This is a genomic window from Bacteroides luhongzhouii, from assembly GCF_009193295.2.
In the GTDB taxonomy this organism is placed as follows: domain Bacteria; phylum Bacteroidota; class Bacteroidia; order Bacteroidales; family Bacteroidaceae; genus Bacteroides; species Bacteroides luhongzhouii.
Window position 1 is genome coordinate 2997249 of record NZ_CP059973.1, and the last position, 16404, is coordinate 3013652.

The following is a 16404-nucleotide window of genomic DNA, read 5'->3' on the forward strand; positions in this document are numbered from 1 at the left end:
TTATCGCACAAACCGTATACAGACCGGCTTGTCTACCTTAATATCCTGCTGTACGTTTGTTAACAATCCGGTGTCTATGTCTCTTTCATACACCTGTATAACATTGTTGTCTCTGCAAGCGACTAACAGATATTTGCCATTAGGCGTAATGATGAAATTACGTGGATGAATCCCTGTCAGTTGATAGCCTGCTTTCGACAACATTCCGTTATCCGGGTGAATACTGAATAGGACGATACCATCTGCTTTCAAACGATTACTGGCATACAGGAATTTACCATCCGGGCTGATATGAATGTCAGCGCTTCCTTGTGCGTTTACCGTATCGGCAGCGATTGTTTGAATCTCTTTTAAATTTCCGTCTTTATATTCAAAAGCGATTACTGTGCCCGATAACTCATTAATCAGATAAGCGTAATGGCCGTTTGGCGAGAAAGTCAGATGACGCGGACCTGAGCCGGCTTTCACTTTAAAGGCAGCAGGCGATCCTTCTTTCAGAAATGCTTCTTTATTCTCTGCATTTGCAGTGGGGTTAATGATAAACTTATGTATTTGGTCTGTGCCCAAGTCATCGGCAAACAAGTATTTACCATCCGGAGTGATACGGACACAATGCAGATGTGGTTTTTCTTGTCGTTCCTTGTCCACTCCCGTACCTTCGAATTTTATAATATCGGAAGCGGGTAGGAGCGAGCCATCTTTTGCGATAGGGAAAACAGAGATGCTGCCGCCACTGTAGTTGGCAGTTATCACATTATTTCCACTGGCAATGATATAGCAAGGATCTTCACCTCCCGTTTGCTGTGAGTTTAATAATTGCAAAGTACCTTTTTCTTTATTGAAGGCAAATGCATTGGCGGCAGCTTGTGTATTGTTGAATTCACTGACTGCATAGACGAATTTCCCGTCGGCAGACGGAACAAGATAAGAAGGATTTTCAATTTCTGCTTCACTTAATGGAGTGGCAGTCCCGTCTTCTTCGTTGAAGCGGTAGCTATATATCCCTTTACTGGTTCCTGATGTGTAAGTACCCACCAACATGGTTAGTTCGTTTTCTGTTGTATCGGTTGTTTCCATAGAAGTCTTTTTTTTAGAAGTGCAGCCACTGATACTGATTCCGAATATGCAAACAGCGGCAAATACATTGAATATAGATGTTCTGGATAGATATGTCTTAGTCATAAATAGTCTATTATTGATTGATTTTTCATGATGCTTTTTCACCTTAAATATAAAATAGCTCCGTAAAGATAATGCTTTGATATAATATTTGCTAACGTCTTCTCGTAAATTAGAAAACATTTCCTATCTTTGCACTCTTGGAAAGCGTTCTAAACAATCGCTATTCTGTACGAATAAAAATTTGGGGTTGACTGGATTTGACAGCGGGCAGAAATGGTAGGTAAGCATGCAGTGGGTCGGTAATTTCCACTTAAATCTCAGTTATCAAAATTTTATCTGGCGAAACTAATTACGCTCTTGCTGCTTAATCGAATCACAGTAGATTAGCTTAATCCAGGCACTAGGTGCTAGGACGAGACATCACTCGGAAGCTGTTGCTCCGAAGCATTCCGGTTCAGTGGTGCAGTTACATCGGGGATAGTCAAAGGCGGCCTCGCGTTTTTGATGAAACTTTAGAGGATAAGGCAGGAATTGATGGCTTTGGTTCTGTTCCTGCACGAAAATTTAGGCAAAGATAAGCATGTAGAAAGCTTATGATTTCCTCGTTTGGACGAGGGTTCGATTCCCTCCAGCTCCACTTTATACTAATTATTAGTATTTATAAAAAGAACACTCAATATTGCAAAAGTAATATTGAGTGTTCTTTTATGATGGGGGTATCAATGGGATTTTATTACCTCTCGTGAACCATTTATTTTTATATCCGTATCAGGCAATAATCTTTTAATACGCTCTATTCCCTCTTTAGTAATCTTTCCATATAAACTCAACGATCCGATTTTTATCTTTGATATTTCGTCCGGTATATTGATTGTGTCGATAAATTGGATATCCAACCTTTTTATTTCTTTGAGCTCTAACAGTACAGCCGGAAATTCTTTTACTCTGATATTGATGCCGCTTCCCCAGCCTGCATTTTGAGAATCAGCACTCAATTTACTTTTTAATCCCTCCTTGTTAACATCTTTTTTTCTGATCATCCAGCCGATTTGCGGTCGCAGAGCAAAAGTCTTATTATTTTGTTCTAATCCGATGAAGCCTGCCCAGAATTCTAATGGAGTTTCTTTGACAGCATTGCTATATACTTCCAGATACTTTACATCTACCTTCACTATTTCATCAGGGAGACAATTTGTGCCTTCTAGCTGTTTCAGATTATTTCTTTTCCCTTCCTTATCATAAGGGAAAAACTTCACGATCCATCCATCGATAATGTTTGGGGCTCCGTATCGTTTCTGTGAATGATATTTAAACATATTGCGCCAAAAGTCCTTATTAACCTCCCCTTTGGATGCTTTGACGAATTCTTCCAAAAGAGGTTCCAGTTCAGAAATCCACCAATCGAGTTTGTATTCTTTCAAGCCTCTGGCTTTGTGCAGTAGTTTTTCCCAGTCCTCCGGTGTTCCTTCGAGAGTTATTTCAGGTATTCCACAGACAATGCGTATGATTATAAACTCAAAGTAAGGTTTCACAGCTTCCATGATTGTTATTTCGGAAGCAACTTTCTCTAAAGAGGTAGTCGTTGAGAAATTGCAGGTGAGAAGTTCGGTCAGATGTTTGCCGGCATATTGGGATATTTGTTCAGTAAATTGCGGAAAGATTTTTTCCCATGAAAGAGTAGGGTCCTCCAGTTTTTTATCTTCTCTCACAATTAAGGATAGTTTGCCGGAGAAATCAACAAGCTCATTTCTCATAGATTCCTGATTGGCATTGATATGCCGTGCAAATCCCTGGCTGATTAATAGCCAAATCATATCCGGGGACAATACAAATGGCCTGTGATCCGCATAAGCCTGATACATACCGTTGAAAAAAGAATTAGGGCCAAAAGAAACGAGACTGTCGGGAGATTCGCTCTTTGCAATGATATGATAAGGAACCTCGATATTCTTTTTCTTTATCTCATAAGGCTCTATGCTCATATCCGATAATATAAGCCTCTCATAAATCTCATTCGGGGAGCATAGATTAAGTGATTTTTTAGGTTTTGAAAGCTTTTCAACCTTAAAAGTGATGCCATTTTGAGCGAATGTGGAAACACTGCAAAATATGAATAAGTAAAATAATGTGTTTTTCATAATCTTAAAGAGTTGTATGGTGGCACAAACTTATCAACTACCTCTATATTTTGAATAGACGATATGCAAATATAATATTATAAGAACTATCTTTGACAAGATATTGAATGTTTTTTGATTTATATCTATAAAAATCATAAGCATATTATTTCTTGAACCGATAAGCAGGATTTATTCGGGAATTTGTAGTAAGTTTGCTCTGCTAATCCTGAACAATGACGCAGAGAAAGATTATACATATCGACATGGACGCCTTCTATGCCTCTGTAGAACAGCGTGATAATCCGGAACTTCGTGGCAAGCCTTTGGCGGTAGGTCATGCAGAAGAGCGGGGAGTGGTGGCTGCTGCCAGCTATGAGGCCCGACGTTACGGTGTTCGTTCCGCCATGGCTTCGCAAAAGGCGAAACGTCTTTGTCCCCAACTCATTTTTGTACCTGGCAGGATGGATGTTTATAAATCCGTTTCCCGTCAGATACATGAGATTTTCCACGAATATACGGATATCATCGAACCTCTGTCTCTGGATGAGGCTTTCCTGGATGTCACTGAAAATAAGAAAGATATTTCTCTGGCTGTGGACATAGCAAAGGAAATAAAGCAGAAGATACGGGAACAACTCAACCTTGTTGCGTCTGCCGGAGTTTCTTATAATAAGTTTTTGGCTAAAATAGCTTCGGACTATCGCAAACCGGATGGCTTATGTACCATTCATCCGGAACAAGCTCTTGATTTTATAGCCCGTCTTCCTATCGAATCTTTTTGGGGAGTGGGTCCGGTGACTGCAAAGAAGATGCATCTACTTGGCATCCACAATGGACTTCAACTACGGAAATGCTCTCTTGAAATGCTGACAGCCCATTTCGGGAAAGCCGGCGCACTGTATTATGAGTGCTCACGAGGAATTGACGAACGCCCTGTCGAAGCAATTCGTATCCGTAAATCCATCGGTTGCGAACGTACATTGGAACGTGATATTTCAGCCCGTTCATCGGTTATTATTGAACTATACCATGTGGCGGTAGAGCTGATTGAACGTCTTCAGCGAAAAGACTTCAAAGGAAACACGCTTACCCTGAAAATCAAGTTTCATGATTTTAGCCAGATAACCCGGAGCCTTACTCAATCGCAGGAACTCACCACTTTAGACCGGGTACTCCCACTTGCAAAAGAACTGCTTAAAAGTGTCGAATATGAGCAACATCCGATTCGGCTCATCGGCCTTTCCGTCTCCAATCCAAAGGAAGAAGCCGATGAACAACACGGTGTTTGGGAACAGTTGAGCTTTGAATTTAGCGATTGGGATTGAAGGCGAAGGGGAAGAAATAGAGGGATGAAGAGGAAAGAATAGGGGATGAAAAAAAAGAGAATCAAAGAATGAAAAAAGAAAGAGGATAGAATATCCAAACAGATACTTTGTCTGAAGTAAAATAGATACTCTATTTGAAATAAAATAGAGCCTTTATTTGCCCTAAACAGAGCCTCTGTTTGGAATAAATAGAACCTCTATTTTCTCCAAAGGGAGCCTCTGTTTTCTGAAACTGCATCTTTGTTTTTCCGAAATGAAAACCCGGTTTCCGTGTGACTTAATTTGTTTTTATAGTGACTTAAATTGTTTCTACAATGACTTAATTTGTTCTTACAATGACTTAATTTGTTCTTATAATGACTTAAAAGCCTAAAATATAGCAATTAAGAGTACTATTTTTGAAGTATGTACTTTTTTGTCATCAGGTTCGTATGATTTACTCACCTCATTTTTTATCAGATACGTTATCTTTGCAATACTTAAATGAATGAAAATACCATGAATCGAATGAAACATTTATTTTGTGTTCTTTTACTAGCAGCTTTAGGAAGTTTTTCTTTCAAGGCAAACGCTTACACCGAACGCAATATGCTGCAAAAAGCGGCAGACGAAACTACGTTAAAAAACGTGTTGGTAATGAAACAAGCATGGGTGCCTTATCCAGCTTATACAGATCGTGCCGCCTGGGATTCTTTGATGGGCCCCAATAAGCAACGCCTCATCGAAGCCGGTGAAAAACTCCTCGACTATAAATGGCAACTGATACCTGCCACTGCTTATCTGGAATACGAACGTAGTGGTAACCGTAAAATAATGGAAGTTCCTTATGACGCCAACCGCCAAGCACTTAACGCCTTGATGCTCGCCGAACTGGCCGAAGGGAAAGGACGTTTTATCGACCAACTACTGAACGGAGCATATATGAGCTGTGAAATGAATTCATGGGTTTTATCCGCACACTTGCCGCGTCAGAGTAGCAAACGTTCACTTCCCGACTTCCGCGAACAGATTATCGACCTCGGCTCAGGCGGATATGGAGCTTTAATGGCCTGGGTACACTATTTCTTTCGTAAGCCATTCGACAAAATCAATCCCGTAGTATCCTTGCAAATGCGTAAAGCAATCAAAGAACGTATTCTTGATCCGTACATGAACGACGATGAAATGTGGTGGATGGCTTTTAACTGGAAACCGGGAGAAATCATCAACAACTGGAATCCCTGGTGTAACTCTAATGCCCTGCAATGTTTCTTACTGATGGAGAACAATAAGGATAAGTTGGCAAAAGCTGTTTATCGTTCCATGCAGTCAGTCGATAAGTTTATCAACTTTGTGAAATCCGATGGGGCCTGTGAAGAGGGAACCTCTTACTGGGGACATGCCGCCGGAAAGCTCTATGACTATTTGCAGATACTCTCTGATGGCACAGGTGGCAAACTGTCTCTGTTCAATGAACCGATGATCCGCCGGATGGGAGAATATATGTCCCGCTCGTATGTCGGCAATGGCTGGGTGGTGAATTTTGCTGATGCATCGGCACAAGGCGGGGGCGATCCTTTGTTAATCTATCGGTACGGTAAAGCTGTAAACAGCGATGAAATGATGCATTTTGCCGCTTACCTGCTGAATGGAAGAAAACCGTATGCTACCATGGGCAACGATGCTTTCCGTTCGCTTCAATCTCTACTCTGCTGTAATGAGCTGGCTAAAGCAACTCCGAAACATGATATGCCGGATGTAACCTGGTATCCCGAAACGGAATTCTGCTATATGAAGAACAAGAACGGTATGTTCATTGCCGCTAAAGGCGGATTTAATAACGAAAGCCATAACCACAATGATGTAGGAACCTTTTCTTTATACGTAAATACAATTCCTGTGATTATTGATGCCGGTGTAGGTACATATACCAAACAGACGTTCGGTAAAGACCGCTATACCATTTGGACCATGCAGAGCAACTATCATAACTTGCCGATGATTAACGGAGTACCGCAGAAATTCGGGCAGGAGTATAAAGCTACAAACACTGCTTGTAATGAGAAGAAGCGGATGTTCTCTACGGATATAGCTACTGCTTATCCGGCAGAAGCGAAAGTGAAAAGCTGGGTTCGCTCTTATGTTCTTGATGATAAAAAACTCATTATTGGTGATATTTATACGTTGGATGAGGCTATTGCTCCTAATCAAATGAACTTTTTAACTTGGGGCAATGTGACTTTCCCGTCAGCCGGAAAAATCCGTATTGAAGTAAAGGGACAAAAGGTAGAAATGCACTATCCGTCGCAGTTTAAAGCCGAACTGGAAACAATCAAACTGGATGATCCGCGCCTGTCTAACGTATGGGGTAAGGAGATTTACCGTATCACACTAAAGACTGAAGAAAAGAAAGTGACTGGTAAATATGGATTTGTTATTCAACAAGTGAAGTAGGATGAAATAGATTTTTAAAGCTAGAAAAAATAAAGTATAAACAATTAAATCACAGTAAGATGAAAAAAGTGTTATTTGCCGGCCTTTTGGTCCTTGCAGGAGTAAGCGTAAGTGCGCAGAACCTGATAAAAAACGAAAAATTCGCCACTGAAGTGAAGACTAAAGTGACTAATGCCAACAAAGCTACCGCAGGAGAGTGGTTTATCATGAATAATGAAGCCGACGGAGTAACTACTATTGCCTGGGAAGAAACAGGAGATGCCAAATATCCGAACGCAATGAAATTGGATAACTCCGGTGCTGAAAAGAATCTCTCTTGGTATAAGGCTTTCTTGGGACAACGTATTACCGATGGTTTGGACAAAGGTATCTATGTTCTTACTTTCTATGCAAAAGCTAAAGAAGCCGGAACTCCGGTTAGTGTATACATCAAGCAGACCAATGAAGAAAAGAACGATAATGGCAAGTACAATACTACTTTCTTCATGCGTAGAGACTATGATGCAGACGCTCAACCGAATGCTTCGGGCGCACAGTATAATTTTAAAATTAAAGATGCTGGTAAATGGACTAAAGTAGTAGTTTATTATGATATGGGACAGGTGGTTAATGCCATTAGCAGCAAGAAAGCAAATGCTAACTTGGAAGTATCTGATACAGACGATGATGCTGCTATTCTGAAAGATTGTTATGTGGCTATTCTTTCTCAGAACAAAGGCGGTGTTGTAGAAATCAGCGACGTGACATTGAAAAAGAAATAAAGAGTAAAGGATTTAATATAGTAGGTTAACAAAAAATAGGGCAGTGAAGTAGTGATACTTTGTTGCCCTATTTCTTTTGTTATATGGATAAAAGGATGTATGAACAGTCAATCCCCTGTCGGGATTGATTGTTTTATGCGATTTACTGAATACCGAGTTTCTTTTTCAGTTCCTTTGGCAGAGAATCTTTGTGTACCATCACACAGATTGTTTTAGCACGTACATAGCTTTCAGACATATTCAGATAGCCTCCGGATTTGTTGCTTTCCGCTCCCCAGGAATTCTTGGTGATATAATATTTAGTACCATTCTGGTCTTTCACAATACCGGTGATGTGCATCAGGTGGTCGTCAGTTGTCACAAACTTCTCGTAGCCATCCTGACGGATTTCCGGTGTTACATTGATTTCCGGATAAGGATGTTCAAACTTGAACACTTCCTCCATACGTTCGTATTTAGGCATTTTTTCGAAACGCGCACGGTCGGTAGTCGAGTAATCTTTCACGTCCTCCACTTGCGGGTTGATGGCGATTCCGTTTTTGAAAGAGAAACCCTGTTCGCTTACGTCACCGTCCCAACATACGGTATATCCTTTGTTCAGTGCATAGTCGATAGCCCCGATCAGTTCGTCCAACGGAAGATTATACATCGGCTGGTTTTCCCAGTTGTCGGGAACTTCAGGTGAGAATGTCTCATAATAAGGCTTGTGAGTGAAACTGGTCAGCTCAACATAATCATCCATATTCAATCCCAGACTTTCTGTGAAAGATTGAGGAGTATATTCTTTTCCTTTATAAGTGAACTTTTCGGGAAGCTTACCCAGATAAATATCGAACAGATTATTAATAAGCGCATCAAATTGCGGAGTACGCTTTTTAGAAGCGATATTTGCGTCTACCAATGCTTTGAGGTAGCGTGACAATGCTCCGTGATTGTGGTCTTTGTTATCGCCCGGCAATCCGGTGTACACTTCTTCCGGAACGATTCCCGCTTTCTTATAAGCGTTTTTGAAAGTGTGCGCCAAACTTCCTTCACTGATACTTCCTTTACCACGACGGAGATAATTGTCTTCCAGCTGATTCATGTACTTTTGGCGAACGATAAACATTTCTGAGAGATCATATTCTCCTTTTCCCATTCGGAGCAGTTCCGACTCCATGAAAGAAGCAGTGGCAAAGCACCAGCAAGTTCCTGTGGAACCCTGATCTTTGACAGGTGTTGCTTTGTGAGATACAACGGTTGTGAACTCATAACCGGGTGTTTGTGCAAAAGAGGTTACGGTCAATAAGAGGAGCGCAACCGACATAAATAGTTTCTTCATAATGTGCTTTATTATCTTTACATTTTGCAAATGTATAAAAAAAGCGAGGATACTCGAAAGTTCCTCGCTCTATTTTATTATAATTAGTGTGTTTATTTACATGGCAACCTGCTGTGACAGCAGTTTTTGGAGTTTACCGTTCAATGTTTGGCACATAGCACCATTTCCCATTGCTTGATAGCGTTTAATACGGTACTGTAACATCATAATTTTTTCATTTGCATTCTTTTTCATAATTTGTTTCCTCTTTTTTTGCCCTCCACGTTTTGAAGAGCGGTTTTACATCTTGTTTTCTCTAATAACACTGCAAAGATACGAATTGTTTTTGAATTATATGCTGTAGAACATAAAAATCTTCTTTTTCTTTTGAATTTTCTTTTTATAAGGGTCCGAACACGGTCTATATTACAAACCTGTTACAAAACTCCCGTAATTTCCCGTCAATGACAATATTATTCTTATCTATCACATTTTTATGTACTTATCTAGGCATTCAGAAAATATTCTTGTATTTTTGTCAGTCAGCAGCCTTATTAATAGAATAAACCAAACACTTATATGAAAACATTCACCCATCTTTTATGCGTCCTGATTTTGTCGATTGTGTTGTTTGCTTGTAACAATACTCATTTCCTCAAAGAAGAATCTTACCGGAATCAAGTAGCTCATGACTTTGAGCGGAAGAAACAGGCGCTTCCTCATGGAGACTTATTTGCGATCTTTGGTGATTCCGCTCTGTCAGTGTACGAGCGCGAAGCATTGATGTTTCTCTACGCTTATATGCCGATAGGGGATGTGACGGACTATCCGGGAGATTATTACTTGGAGAATGTCCGGCTGTCGAAGCAGACACGTGACGAGATGTCTTGGGGAAAAGCGATTCCCGATGAAGTGTTCCGCCATTTTGTTCTGCCGATCCGGGTGAATAACGAGAATCTGGACGATTCTCGCCGTGTCTTTTATGGCGAACTAAAAGACCGGGTGAAAGAATTGCCGATGAAAGACGCGATATTGGAGGTGAATCACTGGTGTCACGAGAAAGTAGTCTATCGTCCGAGTGACGCGCGTACCAGCTCACCATTGGCATCAGTCAAAACAGCGTATGGACGTTGTGGCGAAGAGTCTACATTTACGGTGGCTGCGCTCCGGGCAGTCGGTATTCCGGCACGGCAAGTGTATACACCCCGTTGGGCGCATACGGATGATAACCATGCTTGGGTGGAAGCATGGGCGGATGGACATTGGTACTTCTTCGGAGCTTGTGAGCCGGAACCGGTTTTGAACCTGGGATGGTTCAATGCCCCTGCCAGTCGGGGAATGTTGATGCATACCAAGGTTTTCGGACGTTACAACGGTCCGGAAGAGATCATGCTTGAAACACCCAATTACACAGAAATCAATGTGATTGATAATTATGCCCCTACTGCCAAAGCTATCGTAACGGTGACGGATGCCGAAGGTAAACCGGTGGCAGATGCCAAAGTCGAATTTAAGATATACAATTATGCGGAGTTCTATACAGTAGCCACGAAATATACAGATGCAGAGGGGAAAGCCAGCCTGACTGCCGGCAAAGGAGATATGTTGGTTTGGGCATCCCGCGACGGACAATTTGGTTATGCCAAAATCTCATTTGGAAAAGATGATGCACTGCAACTCTCTTTAAATAGGAAAGAAGGTGAAGCCTATTCCTTGCCTATGGATTTTGTACCTCCGGTGGAAGGAGCGAATATTCCCGAGGTCACTCCCGAACAACGGGCGGAGAATGATCGGCGGATGGCGCAGGAAGATTCAATCCGCAATGCGTACGTGGCAACAATGATGACGGAAAAACAGGCCAAAGATTGGATAGATAAACTATATGGAAATGCTTTACAACCGGAAAAGAAAGAAGAACTGGTAAACTTCCTGGTTGCTTCGCGAGGAAATCACCAAACCTTGAAAGACTTCCTTTCGTCTATCAGAAAAGAGAAAGATGCTGTTTCGTGGGAAGAAATACGAGCCATGTGGATATTAGAGAGCCTTTCGGCTAAAGATCTCCGAGATGTAACTCTGGATATATTGAATGACCATTTGCTGACTAATATCTCGGATTGGGAGAAGATAGAGACTGATTTATTTAAAAGGATGTACCTCAATCCTCCTCGTATAGCCAATGAAATGTTGACTCCTTATAAAAAGGAACTTTGTGAAGCCATTGAGAAAACAGTGTACCAGTCTGTGCCTGATAGCATGAAACATGATCCTAAAGTATTAATAGAATGGTGCAGAAAAGAGATTAAAATCAATAATGAACTGAATTCCCAACAGATTCCTATCTCTCCGATGGGAGTCTGGAAAGCACGGGTGGCTGATGAAAAGTCGCGTGATATTTTCTTTGTGGCAGCTTACCGGAGCATGGGGTGGGCATCCGCCGCCTGGATTGATGAAGTGACAGGAAAAGTGCAGATTCTAAATAAAGAATTAGTTAAGGAAGATGTCAACTTTGATACGGCAGAATCTACCCAATCCCGAAAGGGAGTATTGCAAGCGACTTACACGCCTATCCGTTCAGTGGAAGATCCTAAATATTATTCGCATTTCACTCTTTCCAAATTTAAAAACGGCACATTCCAGCTGCTTAATTATGACGAAGGGGAGACGGATATGGGCGATGGAACTACCTGGTATAATCTGTTAAGATACGGAAGAGAGTTTGACGAAGGTTATTATATGATGGTGACCGGAACCCGTCTGGCAAGTGGAGCGGTGCTTTCCAACAGTACGTTCTTTACTGTAGAACCCGGTAAGACAACCACCGTTGACCTTGTGATGCGTGAAAGCAAAGACCAGGTGCAAGTGATCGGAAATTTTAATTCGGAAGCGACCTATCACCCGGTGGGCAGCACTGAACAGCAGAGTATTTTGCAAACCTGCGGGCGTGGCTATTTTGTAGTAGCTGTGCTTGGGGTAGGACAGGAACCTACCAATCATGCACTAAGAGATATAGCCGCTTTGGGCAATGACTTCGAACAATGGGGGCGTAAGATGGTCTTTCTTTTTCCTTCGGAAGAACAATACAAGAAATTTAATGCCGACGAATTCAAAGGACTTCCGTCGACCATCACTTACGGTATTGATATTGATGATAGCATCCGCAAGGAAATTGTGCGGGCTATGAACTTGAACAATTCCATTTTGCCGGTATTTATTATTGCAGATACATTTAATAGGGTAGTCTTTGTTTCTCAAGGATATACAATCGGTTTAGGTGAGCAATTGATGAAAGTTGTACATGGTTTGTAGGAAAGAGTCTGTATGAATAATCGTTAATTCTTGCCCTTAATGCTTTTTTTCGGAAAAGAATGATTACGTTTGCAGCAAATTATGACTAAGTACATTTTTTGCATATTAGCATGCGCATTTCTGGTATTGGGATTTAGTAATGTTTCCGATAAAGAATTGCAGGGATTTCAGAAAGAAGCTGAAATCTCGGCTAATGATATGCAATATACAGCAGAGTCATGTTGCCGCGTCTCTTCTGCCGGCTTCGATAAGTCAGGTAAAGATTCTCATTCGCAGTTTGTTGACGAGACATCCAATTGTAAGGTTAGTGACTGCATTTTTGACAATATCTCTTTTCCGAGAAGCATTGTTCCTTTCAAGAACCTGAAGTTCAATACCAATACTGTCATTATACAGATATTGAGCTCTCTGAATGTTCTGCTTCCGGAGAACCGTTTGGGGCATACCGGCCTTAATGTTAATTACACTAAATATTCGTGTAAGTATTACGTCTATACATTAGCGCATATTCTCATTTAGACCCAATTCTTATCTTTAGGTAGGGTGTGGTGTGCCTATTATTCTGATCCCTCTCTGCCACTTTTTCCTTTATTTTATTTATTATCTATTTTATTCATGTCAACATGGAAAACAAAGAATGTATTTCCTGTGACTTGGAACAAAAGACGGGTATTGATGTGTCTTATTGCTACCAGTGTGGTAAGTGTACGGCCGGATGTGTGTTGTCAGAGGAGATGGATTATGCTCCCAGCTATATTCTCCGGTTGTTGCAGACAAAAAATGCTCAAAATGACCGTCGTGTGTTAAGTTCCAATGCCATTTGGATTTGCTTGAGTTGCGAAAACTGTATTGCCCGGTGTCCTAAAGAGATCAACATTCCTGAAGTAATGGACTATCTGCGTGAGAGATCCCGTAAAGAAGGATGCATCAATAAAGAATCACGTCCTGTCGTAGCTTTTCACTCCGCTTTTCTCGAATCAGTGAAAAGAACGGGAAGGCTCTACGAAGTCGGATTGGTTGCAGGGTTTAAAGTCCGTACCTTACGTTTGACACAGGATTTGAATGTAGCTCCTGTTATGTTTGTCAAAGGGAAACTCAACCTTCTTCCGGAACGGGTAAAAGATGAGAATAAGATCAAAAAGATATTTGCACAAACCATTGAAAAGACTCAAAAGTAGCTATGAAAATAGGTTTCTATCCGGGATGTTCGCTAAACGGAACTTCTCGTGAATACAATGAATCAGTCAAAGCACTGGCACAGGTGATGGGACTCGAACTGATCGAGTTGAAAGACTGGAACTGTTGCGGTGCAACGGCAGCTCACTCCATGAGTAGAGAATTGTCTCTTGCCTTACCCACCCGTGTGCTGGCATTGGCGGAACAACAGGGATTTCAAGAAATCGTTGTCCCCTGTGCTTCCTGTTACAATCGTTTGAGTGTTGCTCAACACGAATTAATGAACAATGAAGTATTGAAGGATGAAATACTGACTACAGTTGGAATGCGTTACCTTGGAAATGTGAAAATATTGAATGTCCTCCAGATGATAGAGAAATACATGCTGGATACATTAAAAGAGAAAATAGTACGTCCGTTCGCTCATCAAGTGGCTTGTTACTACGGTTGCTTGTTGGTGCGTCCCCATAAAATATTAAACTTCGACCGTCTGGAAGATCCGCAAAGCATGGATAAAATCATGTCTCTGATTGGGGCGACTCCTATTGACTGGGCTTTTAAAACAGAGTGTTGCGGTGCCGGTTTATCCGTTTCCCGTACAGACCTGGTAGGACGTCTTTCCGGAAATATACTAAAAGATGCTGACGACCGGGGAGCAGAAGCTGTGGTTGTAGCTTGTCCGATGTGCCATTCCAATCTGGATATGCGTCGTCCTGCTATCAATAACTATCTGGCAAAACCTGTGACCATACCGGTTCTTTATATCACACAAGCTATCGGACTCGCTGTCGGACTGACTCCCAAAGAGTTGGGACTGGGTCGTCATTTTGTAGCTGTAAATTTGAAGGAGGCAGAAGTATGTCTAAAGTAGGAGTTTTTATCTGCCATTGTGGTGAAAATATCAGTGCAACTGTCGACTGCGAAAAAGTGGCCGAAGCGGCAAAAGAAATGGAAGGCGTTGCCTATGCCATTGATTATAAATATATGTGTTCTGATCCGGGACAGACTTTGATAAAGAATGCCATTAAAGAATACGGATTGGATGGCGTTGTAGTTGCTGCGTGTTCTCCGCGAATGCATGAACCTACCTTTCGGAGGGCCTGTGCGGAAGCCGGCTTGAATCCTTATCTGTGTGAAATAGCTAATGTTCGCGAGCATTGCTCTTGGGTACACGAGAAAGGAGAGGCAACCACCCGTAAAGCTGTTGATATTGTCAAAAGTCTGGTTGAAAAAGTAAAACGGAATCATCCTTTGGTTCCCATTCAAGTTCCTATCACCAAAAAAGCATTGGTAATCGGAGGAGGCATTGCCGGAATCCAGGCAAGTCTGGACATCGCCAATTGCGGGCATCAGGTCATTCTGGTAGAGAAAGAACCTTCTATTGGCGGACACATGTCACAACTTTCGGAAACCTTTCCTACATTAGACTGTTCGCAGTGTATTCTCACTCCGCGAATGGTGGAAGTAGCCCGGCATCCGAATATCACTCTTTATACATACGCCGAATTGGAACATGTGGAAGGTTTTATTGGAAATTTCAAAGCCAGTATTCGCCTGAAAGCAAAGAGTATCGATGAAAAACTATGTACCGGTTGCGGACTTTGCACGACTAAATGTCCCAATAAAAAGATACCGAGCGAATTTAATGCCGGTTTGGGAATGCGTACAGCTATTTATGTTCCTTTTCCTCAAGCAGTGCCCAATAAACCGGTGATCGATAAAGAACACTGTACCCATTATCGTAACGGTAAGTGCGGAGTCTGCGAAAAGCTATGTCCAACGGGTGCTATCCGCTTCGGACAGGAAGACAGCATCATCACCGAAGAAGTAGGAGCCATTGTTGTTACCACAGGATTCAATGTGTTGAACACTGACTTTTTCCCCGAATACGGATATGGAAAATACAAAGATGTCATTACCGGGCTACAGTTTGAACGCTTGGCATCGGCTTCCGGTCCTACGTTCGGTGAAATACGCCGCCCGTCTGACGGACAGATCCCTCAAAAGATTGTATTCGTAGCATGTGCCGGTTCCCGTGACCCGGCGAAAGGGATTCCTTACTGCTCTAAAATATGCTGTATGTACACGGCTAAACATGCGATGCTTTATCAGCACAAGGTACACGGTGGCGAGTCGTACGTATTCTATATGGATATTCGTGCCGGAGGAAAGAATTATGAAGAATTTGTGCGCCGTGCCATTGAAGAGGATGGAGTGAATTACGTCCGTGGTCGCGTCGCCCGTATATATGAGAAGAACGGTAAATTGATTGTTAAAGGAGTAGATACCCTGTTGGGGGCATCGCCAGTCGAGATTGAAGCCGACATGGTAGTGCTTGCCACAGCGGGAGTCGCCAACAAAGGAGCGGAAGAACTGGCACAGAAGATGCACATTTCGTATGACCCTTATCAATTCTTTGCCGAATCTCACCCCAAACTGAAACCGGTAGAAACAAATACGGCCGGAATCTTTCTGGCAGGAGCCTGTCAGGCACCGAAAGATATTCCTGAAACAGTGGGAATGGCTTCGGGAGCCGCTGTAAAAGTGGCAGGACTGTTTTCACAGGCAAATCTGGTTCGTGAACCGTTGATAGCAGTTGTCAATCGCACTACTCCTCCGCTGTTCAGTACTTGCGTAGGGTGTTTCATGTGCCAGACGGCTTGTCCTTATCAGGCCATTGAACGTGAAGAGATAAAAGACAGGAACGGAAATGTAATAAAGACAGTCGCTAAAGTAAATCCGGGACTTTGCCAGGGTTGTGGTACCTGTGTTGCTTTCTGCCGTTCCAAATCTATTGATATACAAGGATATTCCAATGAACAGGTCTATGCCGAAGTGATGGCATTGCTGAACCATTAAAA

Annotated in this window: 12 protein-coding genes and 1 other RNA gene; 9 read left to right on the forward strand and 4 right to left on the reverse strand. The window is 42.0% G+C overall.

Annotated features, from left to right (window positions below):
• Positions 1-1182: a lactonase family protein gene (locus GD631_RS10690; RefSeq protein ID WP_143258194.1), complete on the reverse strand. Its 1182-nt coding sequence runs from the start codon at positions 1180-1182 to the stop codon at positions 1-3.
• A gap of 183 nt (positions 1183-1365) precedes the next feature.
• Between GD631_RS10690 and ssrA the strand changes: the two genes are divergently transcribed.
• Positions 1366-1762: a transfer-messenger RNA gene (ssrA, locus tag GD631_RS10695) on the forward strand.
• Positions 1763-1841: 79 nt separating this feature from the next.
• Here ssrA and GD631_RS10700 read toward each other — a convergent pair.
• Entirely contained in the window at positions 1842-3260 is a 1419-nt protein-coding gene (locus tag GD631_RS10700; RefSeq protein ID WP_143258195.1) for a DUF4419 domain-containing protein, read from the reverse strand.
• A 215-nt stretch (positions 3261-3475) separates the two neighbouring features.
• Between GD631_RS10700 and dinB the strand changes: the two genes are divergently transcribed.
• The 3 genes from dinB (at position 3476) to GD631_RS10715 (ending at position 7761) form a co-directional block, all read left to right on the forward strand.
• Entirely contained in the window at positions 3476-4567 is a 1092-nt protein-coding gene (gene dinB / locus GD631_RS10705; protein WP_118032122.1) for a DNA polymerase IV, read from the forward strand.
• 498 nt (positions 4568-5065) lie between these two features.
• Entirely contained in the window at positions 5066-7000 is a 1935-nt protein-coding gene (locus GD631_RS10710) for a heparinase II/III domain-containing protein (RefSeq protein WP_143258196.1), read from the forward strand.
• 59 nt (positions 7001-7059) lie between these two features.
• Positions 7060-7761, forward strand: a complete 702-nt coding sequence (locus tag GD631_RS10715) for a BT4411 family hyaluronic acid-binding protein (protein ID WP_004320741.1) — start codon at positions 7060-7062, stop codon at positions 7759-7761.
• 142 nt (positions 7762-7903) lie between these two features.
• Here GD631_RS10715 and GD631_RS10720 read toward each other — a convergent pair whose 3' ends face one another.
• Together GD631_RS10720 and GD631_RS10725 are read right to left on the reverse strand one after the other, a co-directional pair.
• Positions 7904-9082 (reverse strand): C1 family peptidase, encoded by a 1179-nt coding sequence (locus tag GD631_RS10720; RefSeq protein WP_143258197.1) that lies wholly within the window; start codon positions 9080-9082, stop codon positions 7904-7906.
• A 96-nt stretch (positions 9083-9178) separates the two neighbouring features.
• Entirely contained in the window at positions 9179-9316 is a 138-nt protein-coding gene (locus GD631_RS10725) for a hypothetical protein (protein ID WP_004301914.1), read from the reverse strand.
• Between the two features lie 324 nt (positions 9317-9640).
• Between GD631_RS10725 and GD631_RS10730 the strand changes: the two genes are divergently transcribed.
• The 5 genes from GD631_RS10730 (at position 9641) to GD631_RS10750 (ending at position 16402) form a co-directional block, all read left to right on the forward strand.
• Positions 9641-12367, forward strand: a complete 2727-nt coding sequence (locus GD631_RS10730; protein WP_143258198.1) for a transglutaminase domain-containing protein — start codon at positions 9641-9643, stop codon at positions 12365-12367.
• A gap of 81 nt (positions 12368-12448) precedes the next feature.
• Positions 12449-12886 (forward strand): DUF8440 family protein, encoded by a 438-nt coding sequence (locus GD631_RS10735; protein WP_099146236.1) that lies wholly within the window; start codon positions 12449-12451, stop codon positions 12884-12886.
• A gap of 104 nt (positions 12887-12990) precedes the next feature.
• Positions 12991-13545, forward strand: coding sequence for a 4Fe-4S dicluster domain-containing protein (locus tag GD631_RS10740; RefSeq protein WP_143258199.1), 555 nt, complete (start codon positions 12991-12993; stop codon positions 13543-13545).
• Positions 13546-13547: 2 nt separating this feature from the next.
• Positions 13548-14414: a CoB--CoM heterodisulfide reductase iron-sulfur subunit B family protein gene (locus GD631_RS10745; RefSeq protein WP_099146235.1), complete on the forward strand. Its 867-nt coding sequence runs from the start codon at positions 13548-13550 to the stop codon at positions 14412-14414.
• Entirely contained in the window at positions 14402-16402 is a 2001-nt protein-coding gene (locus GD631_RS10750; protein WP_143258200.1) for a CoB--CoM heterodisulfide reductase iron-sulfur subunit A family protein, read from the forward strand. Before GD631_RS10745 ends, GD631_RS10750 begins: the two co-directional genes overlap by 13 nt.
• Positions 16403-16404 lie beyond the last annotated feature (2 nt).

Bases quoted from the DNA above. Each gene is read 5' to 3' on its own strand.
- GD631_RS10745 (WP_099146235.1), top strand. From the start codon at position 13,548: ATGAAAATAGGTTTCTATCCGGGATGTTCGCTAAACGGAACTTCTCGT.
- GD631_RS10710 (WP_143258196.1), top strand. From the start codon at position 5,066: ATGAATCGAATGAAACATTTATTTTGTGTTCTTTTACTAGCAGCTTTA.
- GD631_RS10740 (WP_143258199.1), top strand. From the start codon at position 12,991: ATGGAAAACAAAGAATGTATTTCCTGTGACTTGGAACAAAAGACGGGT.
- GD631_RS10720 (WP_143258197.1), bottom strand. From the start codon at position 9,082: ATGAAGAAACTATTTATGTCGGTTGCGCTCCTCTTATTGACCGTAACC.
- GD631_RS10750 (WP_143258200.1), top strand. From the start codon at position 14,402: ATGTCTAAAGTAGGAGTTTTTATCTGCCATTGTGGTGAAAATATCAGT.
- GD631_RS10700 (WP_143258195.1), bottom strand. From the start codon at position 3,260: ATGAAAAACACATTATTTTACTTATTCATATTTTGCAGTGTTTCCACA.
- GD631_RS10715 (WP_004320741.1), top strand. From the start codon at position 7,060: ATGAAAAAAGTGTTATTTGCCGGCCTTTTGGTCCTTGCAGGAGTAAGC.
- dinB (WP_118032122.1), top strand. From the start codon at position 3,476: ATGACGCAGAGAAAGATTATACATATCGACATGGACGCCTTCTATGCC.
- GD631_RS10735 (WP_099146236.1), top strand. From the start codon at position 12,449: ATGACTAAGTACATTTTTTGCATATTAGCATGCGCATTTCTGGTATTG.
- GD631_RS10690 (WP_143258194.1), bottom strand. From the start codon at position 1,182: ATGACTAAGACATATCTATCCAGAACATCTATATTCAATGTATTTGCC.
- GD631_RS10725 (WP_004301914.1), bottom strand. From the start codon at position 9,316: ATGAAAAAGAATGCAAATGAAAAAATTATGATGTTACAGTACCGTATT.
- GD631_RS10730 (WP_143258198.1), top strand. From the start codon at position 9,641: ATGAAAACATTCACCCATCTTTTATGCGTCCTGATTTTGTCGATTGTG.